The 17,165-nt window shown below is 46.0% G+C and carries 14 protein-coding genes; 10 read left to right on the plus strand and 4 right to left on the minus strand.

Translation table 11 applies throughout. The annotated features are described in order from the left end of the window. Positions 1 to 37: 37 nt before the first annotated feature. From atpG to CEW91_RS00145, 8 genes are all read left to right on the plus strand, one after another. On the plus strand, positions 38 to 901 hold the full coding sequence (atpG, locus tag CEW91_RS00110) for a F0F1 ATP synthase subunit gamma (RefSeq protein WP_054488982.1): 864 nt from the start codon (positions 38 to 40) through the stop codon (positions 899 to 901). A 42-nt stretch (positions 902 to 943) separates the two neighbouring features. Continuing rightward, positions 944 to 2,329 carry a F0F1 ATP synthase subunit beta gene (atpD, locus tag CEW91_RS00115; protein ID WP_088767118.1) on the plus strand — a complete coding sequence of 462 codons (1,386 nt, stop codon included), beginning with the start codon at positions 944 to 946 and terminating at the stop codon, positions 2,327 to 2,329. A 17-nt stretch (positions 2,330 to 2,346) separates the two neighbouring features. Beyond that, positions 2,347 to 2,763 (plus strand): F0F1 ATP synthase subunit epsilon, encoded by a 417-nt coding sequence (locus tag CEW91_RS00120; RefSeq protein ID WP_088767119.1) that lies wholly within the window; start codon positions 2,347 to 2,349, stop codon positions 2,761 to 2,763. Positions 2,764 to 2,865: 102 nt separating this feature from the next. Continuing rightward, positions 2,866 to 4,233, plus strand: coding sequence for a bifunctional UDP-N-acetylglucosamine diphosphorylase/glucosamine-1-phosphate N-acetyltransferase GlmU (glmU, locus tag CEW91_RS00125; RefSeq protein WP_088767120.1), 1,368 nt, complete (start codon positions 2,866 to 2,868; stop codon positions 4,231 to 4,233). A gap of 3 nt (positions 4,234 to 4,236) precedes the next feature. Next, positions 4,237 to 6,069: a glutamine--fructose-6-phosphate transaminase (isomerizing) gene (gene glmS / locus CEW91_RS00130; RefSeq protein ID WP_088767121.1), complete on the plus strand. Its 1,833-nt coding sequence runs from the start codon at positions 4,237 to 4,239 to the stop codon at positions 6,067 to 6,069. A gap of 103 nt (positions 6,070 to 6,172) precedes the next feature. Continuing rightward, a complete protein-coding gene (locus CEW91_RS00135) occupies positions 6,173 to 7,384 on the plus strand; it encodes a permease (protein ID WP_088767122.1) in 1,212 nt (403 codons plus the stop codon). Positions 7,385 to 7,426: 42 nt separating this feature from the next. Beyond that, positions 7,427 to 8,419, plus strand: a complete 993-nt coding sequence (locus tag CEW91_RS00140; RefSeq protein ID WP_088767123.1) for a response regulator — start codon at positions 7,427 to 7,429, stop codon at positions 8,417 to 8,419. Next, complete coding sequence (locus CEW91_RS00145; protein WP_088767124.1) at positions 8,352 to 9,353, plus strand: GGDEF domain-containing protein; 1,002 nt, start codon at positions 8,352 to 8,354, stop codon at positions 9,351 to 9,353. The genes CEW91_RS00140 and CEW91_RS00145 overlap by 68 nt, the downstream gene beginning before the upstream one ends. Positions 9,354 to 9,391: 38 nt before the next feature. Here CEW91_RS00145 and CEW91_RS00150 read toward each other — a convergent pair whose 3' ends face one another. Together CEW91_RS00150 and CEW91_RS00155 are read right to left on the minus strand one after the other, a co-directional pair. After that, the gene (locus tag CEW91_RS00150; RefSeq protein WP_157803478.1) at positions 9,392 to 9,790 is read right to left on the minus strand and encodes a phosphate ABC transporter substrate-binding protein; all 399 of its coding nucleotides are present in this window, start codon (positions 9,788 to 9,790) and stop codon (positions 9,392 to 9,394) included. A gap of 6 nt (positions 9,791 to 9,796) precedes the next feature. Then, positions 9,797 to 10,945, minus strand: a complete 1,149-nt coding sequence (locus CEW91_RS00155; protein ID WP_088767126.1) for a hypothetical protein — start codon at positions 10,943 to 10,945, stop codon at positions 9,797 to 9,799. A 190-nt stretch (positions 10,946 to 11,135) separates the two neighbouring features. On the opposite strand from CEW91_RS00155, the gene CEW91_RS00160 reads away from it, so the two are divergent. Both CEW91_RS00160 and CEW91_RS00165 read left to right on the plus strand, forming a co-directional pair. After that, a complete protein-coding gene (locus CEW91_RS00160; RefSeq protein ID WP_088767127.1) occupies positions 11,136 to 12,011 on the plus strand; it encodes a cation diffusion facilitator family transporter in 876 nt (291 codons plus the stop codon). A 12-nt stretch (positions 12,012 to 12,023) separates the two neighbouring features. Beyond that, positions 12,024 to 12,596, plus strand: a complete 573-nt coding sequence (locus CEW91_RS00165) for a glutathione S-transferase family protein (protein WP_088767128.1) — start codon at positions 12,024 to 12,026, stop codon at positions 12,594 to 12,596. Here CEW91_RS00165 and CEW91_RS00170 read toward each other — a convergent pair. Both CEW91_RS00170 and CEW91_RS00175 read right to left on the minus strand, forming a co-directional pair. Beyond that, entirely contained in the window at positions 12,593 to 14,251 is a 1,659-nt protein-coding gene (locus CEW91_RS00170) for an acetolactate synthase large subunit (RefSeq protein WP_088767129.1), read from the minus strand. The genes CEW91_RS00165 and CEW91_RS00170 overlap by 4 nt on opposite strands. A gap of 128 nt (positions 14,252 to 14,379) precedes the next feature. Continuing rightward, the gene (locus CEW91_RS00175) at positions 14,380 to 16,947 is read right to left on the minus strand and encodes a TonB-dependent receptor (RefSeq protein ID WP_088767130.1); all 2,568 of its coding nucleotides are present in this window, start codon (positions 16,945 to 16,947) and stop codon (positions 14,380 to 14,382) included. Positions 16,948 to 17,165 lie beyond the last annotated feature (218 nt).

Raw genomic sequence — 17,165 nt, forward strand, 5'->3', positions numbered from 1 at the left:
AGCGGCCATTTGTCGTTGAGTTAACAGGAGAATCGTCATGGCCAGCGGTAAAGAGATAAAAACTCAGATCTCGAGTATCGGTAATACTCAGAAGATCACCAGTGCTATGGAAATGGTCGCTGCGTCGAAAATGAAAAAGGCGCAGGAACGTATGGAGGCAAGTCGCCCCTATGCGGACACCATTCGCAAGGTGATTGGTCATGTGGCGCGCGGTAACCTTGAGTATCGTCATCCATTTATGGAAGAACGTCAGGTTAAGCGTGTGGGTTACATCATTGTTTCTACCGACCGTGGTTTGTGTGGCGGCTTGAACGGTAATGAGTTCAAGAAAGTCGTTAAGCATGCTAACGAATGGAAAGAGCAGGATGTTGAAGCGGATTTTGCCGCAATAGGCAGCAAAGCAACCGGTTTCTTCAAGCGTTTTGGTAAGTTGAAAGCGCAAGTTTCAGGTATGGGCGATAAGCCAGAGCTGAAAGAAATCACCGGTTCTATCCAGGTTATGCTGGATGCCTTTGAAGAAGGTAAAATTGATCGCTTGTACGTCGTATTCAACAAATTTGTGAATACGATGACCCAGGAGCCGACCATTCATCAATTGTTGCCATTGCCGCAAGCAGGATCGGAAGAAGAAGTGCAAACAGGTAGCTGGGATTACCTGTATGAGCCGAATCCAGAAAGTATTCTAGATACGCTAATCCGTCGCTTTGTAGAAATGCAGGTGTATCAGGGTGTCGTAGATAACTTTGCTAGTGAGCAAGCCGCTCGGATGATTGCGATGAAGGCTGCGACTGACAACGCCGAAGATATTATCGATCAGCTGCAATTGCAGTATAACAAGGCGCGTCAGGCAGCAATTACGCAAGAAATTTCGGAAATCGTGTCCGGCGCCGAAGCGGTATAACGCGGCAACGGTTAACAGAATTGAAGAGTTAGAGGAAACGTCATGAGTCAAGGTAAGGTCGTACAAATTATCGGCGCCGTTGTGGATTTAGAATTTCCACAAGACGCTGTACCAAAAGTATACGACGCACTGAAAGTGACCGAAGGTGGTTTAGAAGGTTTGGTTCTTGAAGTTCAGCAGCAGCTGGGCGGCGGAATCGTACGTGCCATCGCAATGGGTACAACTGACGGTCTGCGTCGTGGTATCACCGCTAAAAATACCGGTGAATCAATCATGGTTCCTGTGGGTAAGAAGACCCTGGGCCGTATTATGGATGTATTGGGTAACCCAATTGATGAAGCGGGCCCTATCGGTGAAGACGAGAAAATGTCGATTCACCGTGCAGCACCAAGCTACGAAGAACAGTCAAACACTAACGAGCTGTTAGAAACCGGTATCAAAGTCATTGACTTGATTTGCCCGTTTGCTAAAGGCGGTAAAGTGGGTCTGTTCGGTGGTGCTGGTGTTGGTAAAACCGTTAACATGATGGAGCTTATCCGTAACATCGCTATCGAGCACAGCGGTTACTCAGTATTCGCTGGTGTTGGTGAGCGTACTCGTGAAGGTAATGACTTCTATCACGAGATGAACGATTCAAACGTTCTGGATAAAGTATCACTGGTTTATGGTCAGATGAACGAGCCACCAGGTAACCGTTTACGTGTTGCTTTAACCGGTTTGACTATCGCTGAGAAATTCCGTGACGAAGGTCGCGATGTACTTTTCTTCGTTGATAACATCTACCGTTACACACTGGCCGGTACTGAGGTATCAGCATTGTTAGGCCGTATGCCTTCAGCGGTTGGTTATCAGCCTACTCTAGCCGAAGAAATGGGTGTTCTTCAGGAACGTATCACTTCGACTAAGACAGGCTCAATCACGTCTGTTCAGGCCGTTTACGTACCTGCGGATGACTTAACGGATCCATCACCTGCAACAACCTTCGCTCACTTGGATGCGACTGTTGTATTGAACCGTGACATCGCGTCATTGGGTATCTACCCTGCAGTTGACCCATTGGATTCAACGTCACGTCAATTGGACCCACAGGTTATCGGTGATGAGCACTACGACACCGCAATGGGTGTTCAGGAAGTACTGCAACGCTATAAAGAGCTGAAAGACATCATTGCGATTCTGGGTATGGACGAGCTGTCTGAAGAGGACAAACTGTCTGTATCTCGTGCTCGTAAAATCCAGCGCTTCTTGTCGCAGCCTTTCTTCGTAGCCGAAGTATTTACTGGTGCGCCAGGTAAATACGTATCGTTGAAAGACACTATTGCCGGCTTTAAAGGCATTTTAGATGGCGAATACGACGATATGCCAGAGCAGGCCTTCTACATGGTTGGTACCATCGAAGAAGCGGTAGAAAAAGCCAAAAACCTGTAACCAACCGGGAGGTTTGAATGGCAACACAAACATTAAATCTGGACGTTGTTAGCGCTGAAGAGAAACTGTTCTCAGGCGTCGTACAAACGGTTCAGGTTTCTGGTAGCGAAGGTGAGCTGGGTATTTACCCAGGTCACGCACCTCTACTGACAAAAATTAAGCCAGGTATGGTGCGTTATGTCAGTGAAGCAGGTGATGAAGAGCTTATGTATGTCGCTGGCGGTGTTCTAGAAGTTCAGCCGGGTCATGTCATTGTACTTGCTGATGTTGCAGTACGTGGCGATGAGCTAGATGAGCAAGCCGCAGAAGCTGCGAAAAAACGTGCTGAAGAAGCGATTGCTGACTCGAGTGCTGATGTCACTTATGCGGAAGCTATTGCCGAATTATCACGTGCGTTGGCTCAGCTTGAGGTTATTCGTAAGCTTAAGCGCTAAAAGTTTGTATATAACCTGTAAAAGGCCTTGTTGTGAGTACAACAAGGCCTTTTTTGTCGTTACAATGCCGGTTATGAATGTTTTATTAAGGACTCGATAATTATGAAGTTACGCGTTGTGATTCTGGCGGCTGGTAAAGGAACCAGAATGCGCTCAGACTTACCCAAAGTGCTGCATAAGGTGGCGAATAAACCAATGGTTGAGCACGTGATTGATACCGCGCGTTCGTTAAAGCCTGAGGCAGTAAACCTGATATATGGCCATGGCGGTGAGCAATTACAGCAAAGTATTCAGGGCGACGATTTAACCTGGGTAGAGCAACGCGAACAACTCGGCACCGGACATGCGGTTCAACAAGTTATTCCCTTCCTGAATGATGATGAAAAAGTCGTTATTTTATACGGTGACGTGCCGTTACTAAGTGAGTCCACTCTAATCAAACTATTAACGGCCACACAAACCACTGAGCTGGGTCTTCTTACCATGACGCTCGATGACCCAACCGGTTATGGTCGTATTGTTAGGAACACAGACAAGCAAGTTACCGGGATTGTGGAGCAAAAAGACGCAAGCACAGAGCAACTAGTGATTCAGGAAGTGAACACCGGTATTATGATTGCCGATGGTGCCAAGCTAAAATCGTGGTTAGAAAATTTAAGCAACAACAATGCACAGAAAGAATATTATTTGACGGATATTGTGGCGATGGCCGCTGAACAGGGTGTGACAATTGCCACCGCACAACCCGACGCAACCTATGAAGTTGAGGGGGCGAATAATCGCCAGCAGTTAGCTCAACTAGAACGAGCTTTTCAGCGCCGAAAGGCCGATGAGTTAATGACTCAAGGCGTCACTTTAATTGACCCTGCCCGTTTCGATTGTCGTGGTAAATTAACCGTAGGCAACGATGTGACTTTCGATATTAACGTGGTTATTGAAGGTGATGTCACTATTGGTAATAACGTCACTATTGAGCCTAACTGTGTCATTAAAGACGCTAAAATCGGCGACAACACGGTGGTTCGTGCGAATTCACACATTGAAGGTGCGACAGTAGCGCAAAATTGCAAAGTGGGTCCATTTGCTCGCTTGCGCCCCGGTGCGGAACTTGCTGATGAAGCGCAGGTCGGAAACTTTGTTGAAATGAAGAAAAGCCGCTTAGGTAAAGGCTCGAAAGCAAGTCACTTAACTTATTTGGGCGACGCTCAGGTGGGTGACTATGCGAACATTGGTGCGGGAACCATTACCTGTAACTACGACGGCGTGAATAAATTTTTGACCGAAATAGGTAATGGTGCGTTTATTGGCTCTAACAGCTCATTGGTCGCACCGGTAAAAATTGGCAATAATGCGACCGTTGGTGCTGGCTCAGTGGTCACTCGTGAAGTGGCAGACCAAGAACTTGCAGTAGCGCGTGGTAAACAGCGTAATATCAGTGGCTGGCAACGCCCTCAGAAAAAAGGAAGTTAAGTTATGTGCGGTATAGTAGGTGCAACATCAGAACGCCGTGTCGCCGGTATTTTGTTGGAAGGTCTAAAACGCCTTGAATACAGAGGGTATGACTCGGCAGGCGTTGCCGTCATTGATGCTAACAACGAATTAAAAAGTGTCAGACGAACCGGCAAAGTCCAGGAATTGAAAGACGCGATAGATCAGAACCCACTGGACGGGACTATTGGCATTGCACACACTCGTTGGGCAACACACGGCGGTGTGACCGAAGCGAATGCTCACCCTCACCGCTCTGAGGATGAAATTGCTGTAGTGCATAACGGGATTATTGAAAACCATGAACGTCTACGCGAAGAGTTAAAAGCCGAAGGCTATGTGTTCAATTCACAAACAGACACCGAAGTCATTGCTCACTTAATTCATCATGAGCGCAAAACGAAGGGCGATTTGTTAGAAGCAGTTAAATCGGCTGTTCGCCAGTTGGAAGGCGCTTATGGCACCGTTGTTATGGACACGAAGCATCCTGAACGTCTGGTTGTTGCTCGCTCTGGCAGCCCATTGGTTATCGGTGTTGGAATTGGCGAGAACTTTGTCGCCTCTGATCAGTTGGCACTGTTACCGGTTACCCGCCAGTTTATTTATCTGGAAGAAGGTGATGTCGCCGATATTAACCGGACAAATATTGCTATTTACGATGCTGATGGCAACTCGGTAGAGCGAGAGGTGGTCGAATCTGATGTCAGCTATGACGCTGGCGGTAAAGGTCAGTATCGTCATTTCATGTTGAAAGAAATTTATGAACAGCCAATAGCGGTTCGTAATACACTGGAAGGCCGTTTGTCGGAAACCACGGTGTTGGATAACGCCTTTGGTGAGAACGCAGCGGAAATTCTGAAGGATATTGAGCATGTCCAAATTGTCGCTTGTGGCACCAGTTATCATGCCGGTATGGTTGCCCGCTACTGGCTGGAATCTATGGCCAATGTGTCATGTAATATCGAAATTGCCTCAGAGTTCCGTTATCGCAAGTCCTATGTTCATCCGAACAGCTTATTAGTCACTATTTCTCAAAGTGGTGAAACAGCGGATACGTTGGCAGCACTGCGCTTATCGAAAGAGCTTGGTTATAAAGGTAGCCTGACTATTTGTAACGTCGGCTCTTCGTCTATGGTACGCGAATCTGACTTGGCCTTTTTAACTCGCGCCGGTGCGGAAATTGGCGTGGCGTCGACCAAAGCTTTCACAACACAGCTTACCGGTCTATTAATGCTGACCTTAGGTATTGGTAAATACCGCGGTATGCCAGAGCAACAGCAAGAGGCCGTTGTTCATGCACTGCAAGCCTTACCAACCAAGCTGGAAGAAGCGGTAGCATTAGCCGATGAAATTGAAGAGTTGGCTCAGGACTTTGCTAACAAAGACCACAGCCTATTCCTGGGTCGAGGTAACCAATACCCCATAGCAATGGAAGGCGCTTTAAAACTGAAAGAAATTTCGTACATTCATGCAGAAGCCTATGCTGCTGGTGAGTTAAAACACGGCCCACTGGCACTGATTGACGAAGAAATGCCGGTTATTGTCGTGGCTCCAAACAATGACTTATTGGAAAAGCTGAAGTCGAACGTGGAAGAAGTGCGAGCCCGTGGCGGGTTGATGTACGTTTTTGCTGATAAAAACGCCCACTTCAAGAGTGATGACACAATGAACGTGTTGAACGTTTGTCACTGCGACGAAGTGATAGCGCCTATTGTTTACACCGCTCCGTTGCAGCTGCTGTCTTACTATGTCGCACTGATAAAAGGTACCGATGTGGACCAACCCAGAAACTTGGCTAAGTCAGTGACAGTAGAATAGCTAACTGATTGATTTTTTTGGGTAAAAATTAAAATCTAGTTTGACCTTTTAATAAAACCCAACTACCTTGAGGTGGTTGGGTTTTTTATTTTTAGGAGTCGTTATGGGAAACTTTTTCTCCCTATGGGGCGAATCAGCGTACACCAGTCTCGGTTTTTTCTGGATGGCGCTATGGGCGTTTGTATTAGGTTATTTGATCAGTAGCTTAATTCAAGTGCTTATTACTAAGCGGAGAATGCGTAAGGCGATGGGGGGAAATGACCTCAAATCCGTGTCGCTAGGCACCTTCTTTGGATTTATCTCTAGTTCATGTAGCTTCGCTGCACTCTCAACGACTCGAGCTTTATTTAATAAGGGCGCAGCGTTTAGCGCCTCTATGGCTTTCATGCTGGCCTCTACAAACCTGGTTATTGAACTGGGTTTTGTTATTTCAATATTTCTAGGCTGGCAATTTGTCGTTGGCGAGTATGTCGGCGGACTGTTACTTATTCTCTTTGTCTGGTTATTCATTACCCTAACCAACCCCCAAAACCTCATTAAAAGTGCCCGTAAAGAAGAAAATGAAGACGACGAACATCATCATGAAAGTACGCTTTCCGATTTGCTCAGTGTCGATACGTGGCAAAAAGTTGGTCAGAAGTATGTGATGGAATGGCAGATGGTCTGGCAGGATGTCCTTATTGGCTTTACTGTCGCTGGTGTGATCTCCGCCTTCGTGCCAAGTGCTTTCTTCGAGTGGCTGTTTATTGGAGTGGGTACTCAGGGTGAGCCTGGCTTTTGGTCATTATTACAGCAAGCGGTTGTTGGTCCTATCGCTGCATTTTTCACATTCATAGGTTCCATGGGGAACATCCCATTGGCGGCGGTGCTTTTTGGTGAAGGTGTCGCTTTTGCGGGTGTTATGGCATTCATTTTCTCTGATTTAATTGTCTTGCCGGTATTAAAGATTAATGCGCGCTATTACGGCTGGAAAATGGCCTTGTACATCGCTTTAATGTTGTTCGTTTGTCTGGTCGCTGCGTCGCTGTCTATGCATTATGGCCTGTTAGCTTTTGACGCACTACCCGACGCCTCTCAATGGTCATCACCGGCTGAACAAGAGCATTTCAAACTGAACTATGGTTTTGTCCTCAACATTGTTTTCTTGCTGCTCAGTGTGGTTATGATTGTACTTTGGCGTAAGAAACAAAAAGGGCATGAGCATCATCATCACCATGATCACGGCGGGTCGTCTGTTGGCGAAAAAGTGATGAACACTTTATGTGTTGTGAGCGTCCTTTGGTTAATGGGTGGGCTAATTGTCTATATTCTGTAAAAAGAACTTAACGATAAAGCTTAGTTATGCCATGTTTAGTCTATGAAAGTTCTAATATGTGATGACTCTAAAGTCGCCCGAAAAAGCATTGAGCTTGCCTTACCTAAGGACTGGGACATTGAGGTGAGCTTCGCTGAAAATGGACAAGAAGCGTTAGATCTTATAAAACAAGGTCTTGTAGAGCTGCTGTTTCTTGACTTAACCATGCCAGTAATGGATGGTTTTGAGGTTTTAAAAAGTATTAGGGAACAGCAGTTAGACTGCCTGACAATAGTCATCTCCGGTGATATTCAGGAAGAGTCACAACGCCGGGTAGAAAAACTCGGTGCTTTGGGTTTTATAAAGAAACCTATTGTTTCTGAAGAATTGCACGATGTACTCGAGCGCTATGGTCTTATAAGAGAGTTATTGCCTGGTAACCACCAGCGCCGGAAAGCAAAAACTGAGCCTATTGAGCCTACCGATATTTTAAAGGAGGTCAGCAATATAGCGCTTGGCGATGCGGCAAAACTGCTTGGTGATATGTTGGGTTCCTTTATTCAGCTCCCTGTTCCAGAGGTGGCCAAGCGCCCTTACAATGCGCTGATCCATGAACTTCACGATGACAATGTACGTGTAAACATGGTGTCTGAGGGTTTTGTTGGTAACGCAATAGCCGGAGAAGCCATTCTTTGCGTTGATAATCGAACGCTCAACGACTTACCATCTAAGCTGTCGGCCTACCATGGTTATGAATTTAAGGATGACAGCCGAAGTGTATTGCTAGATGTTGCCTCAACGCTGATAGCCGCTTTTTTAAAGCGGTTCTCCTCACAACTGGATTTAGAATTAAACATCAGTCAGCCAGCCTTTCTGGGAATGAGCGAAACCGTCAATAATGTGTTCAAAGAAGATGTGAAAGACAAAGAAGTTTTAGTCATTACCATCGACTATGAGATCCCTGACTATCATTTGAATTGCGATCTCTATGTTATTTTTACTGAAGCTTCAATTGCAGCACTTGAAGAACGAGCCGGGTACTTTATCGATGAATAAAGATGAGTTAGACATTACTAACCTGCATTGGGTTTTACAAATTCTTCAGAATATTGAGGTTGGACTGATAGTTTTTGACCGCAATTACGAGGTTAAAGTGTGGAACGGTTTTATGGAAAACCACAGTGGCATCAGTAGCGTTGCGGCTAGAGATAAAAACTTGTTCACTCTGTTGCCAACGTTACCTAAAAGCTGGTTTCAATACAAAACCGAGTCCGTTTTAAAGTTGGGGATTCAGGCCCACTGTAACTGGCAGCAAGAGCCCCACATTCTGAACTTTGAAAATACCCGACCGTTTACAGCAGAATCTGAACTAATGTTTCAGAACGTGACGTTATTTCCATTATTTTCTACGGACAAACAAATCCATCATATTTGTGCGCTGGTTTATGATGTCAGTGAGGAAGCGAATAACTTATTAAAGCTAAAAACCATCAGCCAGACGGATGCCTTAACCCAACTCGTTAATCGCGGACATTGGCAAACGCTGTTTGAGCAGGAGTTTCTTCGTTGTAAACGGTACGAAGACACCGCATCTGTCATCATGATGGATATTGATCACTTTAAGCAGGTTAATGATACGTATGGGCACCAAGTTGGTGACCGAGCTATTCAATTGATTGCAGATATCATTTTAGAAAGCCAGCGAGAAACGGATGTTTGTGGTCGTTACGGCGGAGAAGAGTTTGTCATTCTCTTACCTAAGACGTCGTTAAAAGACGGTGTGCTAGTTGCCGATCGATTAAGAAAGCGGATAGAAGAAACGCCCCTGCCGTTAGGCAAAGAATATAACGATGAGCAGCTAAAACTGACAGTAAGCGCAGGCGTTGCTGAATTTTCTAATGAATTTTCAATTGCTGAGAACTGGTTAGAAAAAGCGGACGCAGCCTTATATGAATCAAAAGAAAATGGCCGAAACCAGGTTTCAACGTAAAACCTCCGGCAAATAACCGGAGGCTTTCGTGCTGTGGCTTAGAACGTCGCGATAACTTTCAAATCACCGGATACTTTGCTTTTGTCTGAAACATACCCAATACCTTGCGGGTTGCTCTTCAAAAACTCGATGACCGCATCGTCGTTGTTTAAGGTTTCAAGTGGCGTCGCCCGGCCAGTGAACTTTAATTTAGCCCAATGACGCTTTAACTGGTTGCCGGTTTGACCGACTAACGCTTCTTCAAAAGCGGTACGAGTGGCTGAATCTTCAGGCAGGTTAACGCCTGTTAAAACACGCGACTGCCCCAAATAAATTCGGGCGATGGACTCTTCGTTAATCTCAGTCTGAGACACGACAACACCGTTGTTTGCCGACGCTGAGAAGCTCAGCATACCGGCGAACAACACGATGAGAAATACGGCTAACTTTTTCATCATACTTCCTTAAAATACAAATTGAACGGCAGCTGATGCCAATACATCAGATTCGTCGGTTAACTTGTTGTCAGCGTGAGTAACGTCAAATTTCAAAACCGCACTTGGCGCAATGTTGACGTTAACGCCGATAGAGCTGTAAGCCGTTTCGGTAACCACGATATTGGCTGCTTGATTCACGACGGCTTGTAATTGCGGGTCGGGTACAGCAAAGCGCTCAGGGTTCATGACTTTGTCGTCAGTTTTGCCGTAAGTCGCATGCAGAGCCCAAGAATCGAAACGTTTTCCGGCGGTAATGTAAGCTGAACGTTGTTTTGGAACGTAGCTATTTTCTAACTCTAATTCCGTATATTCAGCGCCAACAAACCAATCGAAATTGTCGTACATAACGCCGACACCAGCGAAAGTGCCTTTGTCTTCCGACGCATCAAGTTCAGTGATGATTTGATCAGCTCCAACTTGCTCTAATAGCGTAAGTAATGCGTCTACATCACCGTCAATACCGCGTAACTGAATGTTTGCGTCATTGGTTTGGTAGTACGCGACTCGCATCGTCAGATTGCTGTATATCGCGCTGGTATTAAAGCCGATAAGGTTGTTCAATTCAGCTTCGGCCGTTTCACCACCAATTACACTAATGTCGTCCTGCATATTGCCGGCAACAATTTGCGTGTTAAAAGTGAAGTCACCAACGAACGCATTATGCTGAAAGCTAACGCCGGTGTAGTTATCGAAAGGCACGCGATAAACGCTCTGAGGGGTGCGCAGCCAGTGGTAGCTGTAACCGACATCCAGGTAATCTGAATACATGTAAAAAGGTAAACGCAGTTTACCGACGTTAACACTGGCGGAGTCAGTCAGCTGATACTGTAGGTATGCCCACTCAACGCCAAGGTCAAAATCTTCAGAGCCGCGTGACATAATTTGTGTGGTGACGCTAAGCTTGTCGGACAAATTCGCTTTTGCTTGCAGTGCAAATAGACTGCCTGGGTTAAAGTCCAAATCGTTATCGTAGCCGAACAGCTGGTCGTCGCTGCCGGTTGTCATGCCGGCGGCAATACTACCAAAGCCACTCCATTCAATTTGATCCTGGGCAAGCGCAGAAGAGCTCATAACCAGTGCGCTTGCACTGATAGAAGCTAATAAAGAGTACTTCATGAAAAACTCCTAAAGGAAGGTTACAACACTATAATTTAGCGATATCTAAAGTTGGCGAAATTTTGGACTGTTCAACGTGTGTAAGCAATACTTCATTTGCGTTATAAATGAGTGTTACATTAACAAGAATTACGTTTTTTAAACGGCTTTTCAGTCATTAAAACAAACCTTTATTAACATTAGGGATAATATGCACCACCACCATCATCATGACACAGCGTCTGAACGCATTGGCTGGGCGTTTTTCTTGAATCTGTGTTTTACCGTTATTGAGTTTATTGGTGGAATACTGACAAACAGTACGGCAATACTCGCAGATGCGGTACACGATTTGGGCGACAGCATATCCATTGGTATGGCTTGGTTGCTGGATAAATTCAGCAAGAAAGACGCGACCAATACCTTCACTTATGGTTACCGGCGTCTTTCGTTAGTCGGTGCTTTTATCAACGCCGTTATTCTTACAGCAGGTTCCATTTGGATTCTATTTGAAGCTATCCCGAGGCTGTGGAATCCGGTTATGCCAATGGCGGAGGGAATGGCATTACTGGCCGTGTTTGGCGTTATTGTGAATGGTTACGCGGCATTTAAACTCTCAAAAGGCCAGTCCCTGAACGAACGGGTTTTAAATTGGCATTTGCTGGAAGACGTTCTGGGCTGGGTTGCCGTACTGATCGTTTCTGTTGTTTTACTGTTTGTCGACTGGCCTATTCTTGACCCTCTGCTTTCTATTGCTTTTACGCTATTTATTCTGGTGAATGTGATACGTCATCTTGGCGCAACGATTAAATTATTTGTTCAAGCTTCCCCTGACCCGGAAGTCTATCAGCAAATTCATAAAAAGTTGGTGGTGCTGGACTTAGTCGATAACGCCCACCATCTGCACTTTTGGTCGCTCGATGGCGAACGCCATGTATTAACCGCTCATATTGTGGTATCAAAGGAATTAACCAGCACGGAGAGAGCGGTGCTGAAAGAAAAAATATCAGAACAACTGGCCGAGTTTGAATTAGCTCATACAACCATAGAGCTGGAGTATCCCGACGAAGCCTGTCGTGATCATTAACGGAGGTTTACCATGGAATTGTTTGGCAGTTACACGTCACCTTATGTAAGACATTGCCGTATTGCACTGTTAGAGACAGATACTAAGTTTTCATTAACAGAAACAGACTACGATACGAGTGCAAAGCTTAGTCCGGCGAAAAAAGTGCCGTTTTTGCACCATAACGATTTAAGACTGCACGACTCCACCAGTATTTTGAAGTATGTGCGGGAAAAAGCGGGTGAACGGTTTTTTGCTGATACGAAGGACTTTGACCAATATTGTCTGGTTAACACCGCAATGGACGCTGCCATTAATATTTTTCTATTGGAAAAAGACGGCGTAAAAAGTACGCAAGCACCTTATTTAGAGCGCCAGCAAGACCGTATTAACGACATACTTCAATTGATGGAAGAAAAAGACCACGCGGTCGCCTATGAAGGCCCCCATCCGTTTAGTGACGGAGAATTAAGGCTAGGATGCTTCTTGAGTTGGGGATTGTTCCGAAAACGGTTTAATTTGGATAAGTACCCACGACTAGAGGCGTTCGTTGATAAGCTCAACGACTACCCCTACTTCGCGGACACGGATCCATCTAAGGTTTAGTAAGTTTTTATTGCCCGGCTGCGTTCAGGAATTTCCTCGTTCAGCAGCCGGTCGTTTTGTGAATAGTCCATGGGAACATCAATCAGGTGTACACCCGGCTTGTTCAGGCACTCTTTCATCATTGGTATCAGGTTATCGATACTGTCCACGCGATACCCTTTGGCACCATAAGACTCAGCGTATTTCACAAAGTCTGGGTTATTGAAGTCCAAACCATAGTCACTTAAGCCCATGTGCTGCTGCTTCCATTTAATCATGCCATAGCCACTGTCGTTGAGAATAACAATGACAATGTCCAGGTTCATGCGCACGGCGGTTTCTAACTCCTGAGAGTTCATCATAAAGCCACCGTCACCGCATATCGCCATGACTTTTTTCTCTGGATTAACCAGTTTCGCAGCCATTGCCGATGGTAAACCCGCGCCCATCGACGCTAATGCGTTATCCAATAATACGGTATTGGGCTCGCGAGCCGGATAATTACGGGCAAACCAAATTTTATAAATGCCATTATCCAGCGCTATAACGCCATCGTCAGGCATGACTTCCCGCACGTCTTCAACTAAGCGTTGAGGTAAAATAGGGAAACGGCTGTCGTCGGCGCCTTCATCGGTATGATCGCGCATGTGGTCGCGAACCTTCAGCATAAAGTCAAAGTCCCAGTGCTCTTGCGGTTCAATGCCTTCTTTTAGCTGCCAAATACTATTACCAATGTCACCAATCATGCTGGCGTGTGGGAAATAGACTGAGTCTACCTGGGCGCCCTGGAAGTTAATATGAACCACTTTTCTGTCGTCGTTGACGCCGGTTTTCATCATAAACGGAGGCTTCTCAACAACATCATGGCCAACGTTCAGAATTAAGTCCGCTTTTTCTATTGCTCGGTGCGGGTAGTCGCCGTCAGATACCGCAGCATTACCTAACCAGCGAGGGTGATCTTCATTAATAACCCCTTTACCCATTTGTGTGGTAATGAAAGGAATGCCGGTTTTGTCGACAAAGGCTCTGAGCATTTTCGCGGTAATTTTGCGGTTTGCCGCAGCACCAATGAGCAGCACTGGGTGTTTCGCGTCTTTTAACAGCTGCAGAACATGACGAACCGCTTTATGCTCAGTAATGGGACGGCGCGAGAAGCTCGGCGTTATTGGGTTAGCGTTAACTTCTTCGCGAGCAATGTCGTCAGACAACTCCAGGTGAGACGCACCCGGCCGCTCGTCTTCTGCACGACGAAACGCTTCCCGAACGTGGGACGGAATGCTGCTGGCGCTGATAATAGGCTGTGTGTATTTGGTAATTGGCGTCATCATATCGACAACGTCGATAATCTGAAACTGACCCTGATGACGTTCTTTAATCGGTTTTTGGCCGGTAATAACCACCATTGGCATAGCGCCCAGTTGCGCATAGGCTACTGGCGTCACCAGGTTGGTTGCGCCCGGACCTAACGTCGATAAACAAACGCCGGGTTTGCCCGTTAAACGGCCATAAGTGGCAGCCATAAAGCCGGCACCTTGTTCGTGGCGTGTTAGAATAAGCTCGATATTAGATTTTGAAAGAGACTCTAATAGGTCCAGATTTTCTTCGCCCGGAATACCGAAAACGTATTCAACACCTTCGTTCTCCAGAGCTTTTACGAATAAATCGGATGCTTTCACGTCGCTGTCTCCTTGCGTTTAATTCTTTTTAGTTTAATGAGTTACGTAAAGCATAGGAGATATGATCAAAAAAATCCGCAATCAGACCAAACTGATTGCGGATTTTACAGTCTGCTAAAACTTAGTTTTTAAAATGAATAACTCACTTTGGTGTAAACAAAGCGACCACGGGGGTTATGAACGCTTGGTGCATAGCCGTATAGGTCGTTGTTAAACGCTTCTGGTGGCTCTTCGTCAAACAAGTTGGTGGTACCAATAGTCAGGCGAAGCTGAGAAGTCACGTCATAGTATCCTTGTAAATCAACCAGTAGTTGTTTATCAACCATACGCGCCTTCTCACTCTCAACTAACGCAGGTGCTTGGTAATCTTCAAACTCGCCAATGTAGTTGAGGTTTAAGTTTACGCCCAATGCATCCTGACTCCACTCAGCACGAGCAGTCCAGCGGTGCTCTGGGTACTCATATTCACCTGCGTAATCAATACCATCTTTTTCGAACTTACTCATGTATGACCAATCAAGACCGAAACGGATCGTACCCATATCTTGAGTATCCCAGTTATAATTCGCTGAGAAATCAAGACCAGCCGCTTCCTGGCTAGATAGGTTTACATATGTGTTGTAAAGCGTTGCCAGTTCACCTAGCTCATCGCCAGGTAAAGGGGCGCGGCGAACACAGACGTCGCTGCTTTGGTCATTACAGTTTTCGTCATAGACAGTTTCGAAGTCGTTTTGAACAATTTTATTGTCTTGCTCAATTGACCAGTAATCCGCAGAAATATCAAAGTCATCGTTAACTTGCCAAACGGCACCTAAGTTATAGTTTGATGACTCTTCGGGCTGCAGGTCATCTGAGCCTGAGAATACGATGGTGTAGTCAAGTGGAACGCAACTTTCACCATCTGTTTCACAGCGGTATTCATCAACGAAGAAAGTTGAAACCTGAGATGGACCTAAACCAATCTGAGCCAGTGATGGCGCTCGGAAACCCTCACCGTATGATGCACGAAGCGTTACATCAGTAGTTGGGCGCCATTGTAATTTAAACTGAGGATTAAAGGTTGAACCAAAGTCGCTGTAGTCATCATAGCGACCTGCTGCGGTTAGCTCTAATGTGTCTGTAATTGGAATTAAGAATTCCATGTAAGCAGCCCACTGGTCTCGTTCTGACTCAGCCTGTACTGACTCGGTACCAAAAATTAAACCACGCTGGAACTGATCATCTGGCTGGTCAAATACGTCTTCTTCACGATACTCAAGACCGGCCGCCATAGATACGTAATGGTTGCCGAGCTGAAACGCTTCGCCGGCTATGCTGGCGTCAATTGCGGTTAAGTGTGACTCACCACGACGAACCAAAGAGGTCGTTATATCGTTGATGACTTCAGGGTCGTTAATCGTACCGCCGAACGGATTGTAGTTGCCCGCGTTAATTTCTTCTTGTAGGAAGTCAGTGCGTACCCAGCCCTGTTCACGAGAGCCTGTCTGCATACCTTCACTGCGCCCTTTTTGGTAAGAAATATCCCAGCCCCAGCCGTTTAAATCGCCACGTAAACCGGCAATAAAGCGTAGGGTGTCTGATTCAACGTCCCAGATACGAGGCCCAGCATCTACAGTACGGAAGAAGTTAATATCGACTCGCTCACCCCAAGGGTTGTTAGGGTGGTCAGCTGGAACATAAAGCCCCGCGTCAGCATCTAAAGGTGTTGGCGCGCCACCCGCTTTAGAGCGGTTATGTTGGGCTGCGATCTCAATGTAACCTTCAATATCACGAGTAAACTCTTTGCGAGACTGAATTATTGCACCCACACGCTCTGCTTCAGGGAATATTTGAGCATAAGGACCGTAATCAAATACACAGCGAGTGCCTACTTCAGAGCTTGGTGGGCAGTCTGGATCTGGCAGTTCCTCACCGTCTACGATAAAGCTTCCCGGGAAGCCACGAGAAGAACGGAAATCGTTACCACCCCACGGTGCCTGGTTTGCTGTGCCGTTACGACCAAACTCCGCACCAATGATAGAGGTGTTTTTCCAGTAGTCGAGAATCATAGTGGTGTTACTGTCATCACTACCTGTACCCCAAACAAGACTCATGCTGGTTTCTTCGTAGTTTACGTCGCCAGTTGTACCACCGTGACTAGCTGTTAGTTCAGTTCCGACGAAATCATCACGTAGAATGATGTTTACAACACCAGCGACAGCGTCAGAGCCATAAATAGCGGACGCACCATCTTTAAGAATATCGATACGCTCAATCGCAGCGACAGGAATAGAGTTAATGTCGACAAAAGAGTTAGCAACGCCTTCTGCGAATGAAGACACTGCAACACGGCGACCATTTAACAGAACTAAGGTTGAATCGGCACCAAAACCACGCAAACTAATTGCTGCGGCACCGTTTGCCGTGGTGTCCTGGCTGTTACCTTGAGTTGAAAAAGTTCCTACACCGGCTGAGGGTAGGCGCTCTAAAAGTTGTTGAAGGTTGTTAAAGCCAGAGGCTTCGATGCTTTCTCTGTCGATAACTTCGACTGGAGAGGCGCCTTCCATCTCGGTTCTTGAAATACGTGAACCGGTTACTTGGATTCGTTCTAAACGCTCATCTTCTGCTTGAGTGTCTTCTTGCGCAAAGCTAGTTGGCGAATGAAATAATGCGCCGACCGCTAGTGCACAAAGTGAATACTTAAATGCTGTTTTCATTGTTGTTCTCCCCGCGATGGATAACATGTTGTTTTTATTGTAACTATCAAAGATAGTACTCATTTGTTATTACACTAAATTAACAATTGATCAAGCGTTACATTGTAAATTTCGGGGGGAGGCCGTCATTATGGTGGGATCACTACGACTAAAGTTGTAGACAAATAAAAAAGCGACCAACTAAATAATTGGCCGCTTTAGAATAAAGTCTCGAAAAC

This window comes from Idiomarina piscisalsi (assembly GCF_002211765.1).
In the GTDB taxonomy this organism is placed as follows: Bacteria; Pseudomonadota; Gammaproteobacteria; order Enterobacterales; family Alteromonadaceae; genus Idiomarina; species Idiomarina piscisalsi_A.

Bases quoted from the DNA above. Each gene is read 5' to 3' on its own strand.
- atpG (WP_054488982.1), top strand. From the start codon at position 38: ATGGCCAGCGGTAAAGAGATAAAAACTCAGATCTCGAGTATCGGTAAT.
- atpD (WP_088767118.1), top strand. From the start codon at position 944: ATGAGTCAAGGTAAGGTCGTACAAATTATCGGCGCCGTTGTGGATTTA.
- CEW91_RS00120 (WP_088767119.1), top strand. From the start codon at position 2,347: ATGGCAACACAAACATTAAATCTGGACGTTGTTAGCGCTGAAGAGAAA.
- glmU (WP_088767120.1), top strand. From the start codon at position 2,866: ATGAAGTTACGCGTTGTGATTCTGGCGGCTGGTAAAGGAACCAGAATG.
- glmS (WP_088767121.1), top strand. From the start codon at position 4,237: ATGTGCGGTATAGTAGGTGCAACATCAGAACGCCGTGTCGCCGGTATT.
- CEW91_RS00135 (WP_088767122.1), top strand. From the start codon at position 6,173: ATGGGAAACTTTTTCTCCCTATGGGGCGAATCAGCGTACACCAGTCTC.
- CEW91_RS00140 (WP_088767123.1), top strand. From the start codon at position 7,427: ATGAAAGTTCTAATATGTGATGACTCTAAAGTCGCCCGAAAAAGCATT.
- CEW91_RS00145 (WP_088767124.1), top strand. From the start codon at position 8,352: ATGTTATTTTTACTGAAGCTTCAATTGCAGCACTTGAAGAACGAGCCG.
- CEW91_RS00150 (WP_157803478.1), bottom strand. From the start codon at position 9,790: ATGATGAAAAAGTTAGCCGTATTTCTCATCGTGTTGTTCGCCGGTATG.
- CEW91_RS00155 (WP_088767126.1), bottom strand. From the start codon at position 10,945: ATGAAGTACTCTTTATTAGCTTCTATCAGTGCAAGCGCACTGGTTATG.
- CEW91_RS00160 (WP_088767127.1), top strand. From the start codon at position 11,136: ATGCACCACCACCATCATCATGACACAGCGTCTGAACGCATTGGCTGG.
- CEW91_RS00165 (WP_088767128.1), top strand. From the start codon at position 12,024: ATGGAATTGTTTGGCAGTTACACGTCACCTTATGTAAGACATTGCCGT.
- CEW91_RS00175 (WP_088767130.1), bottom strand. From the start codon at position 16,947: ATGAAAACAGCATTTAAGTATTCACTTTGTGCACTAGCGGTCGGCGCA.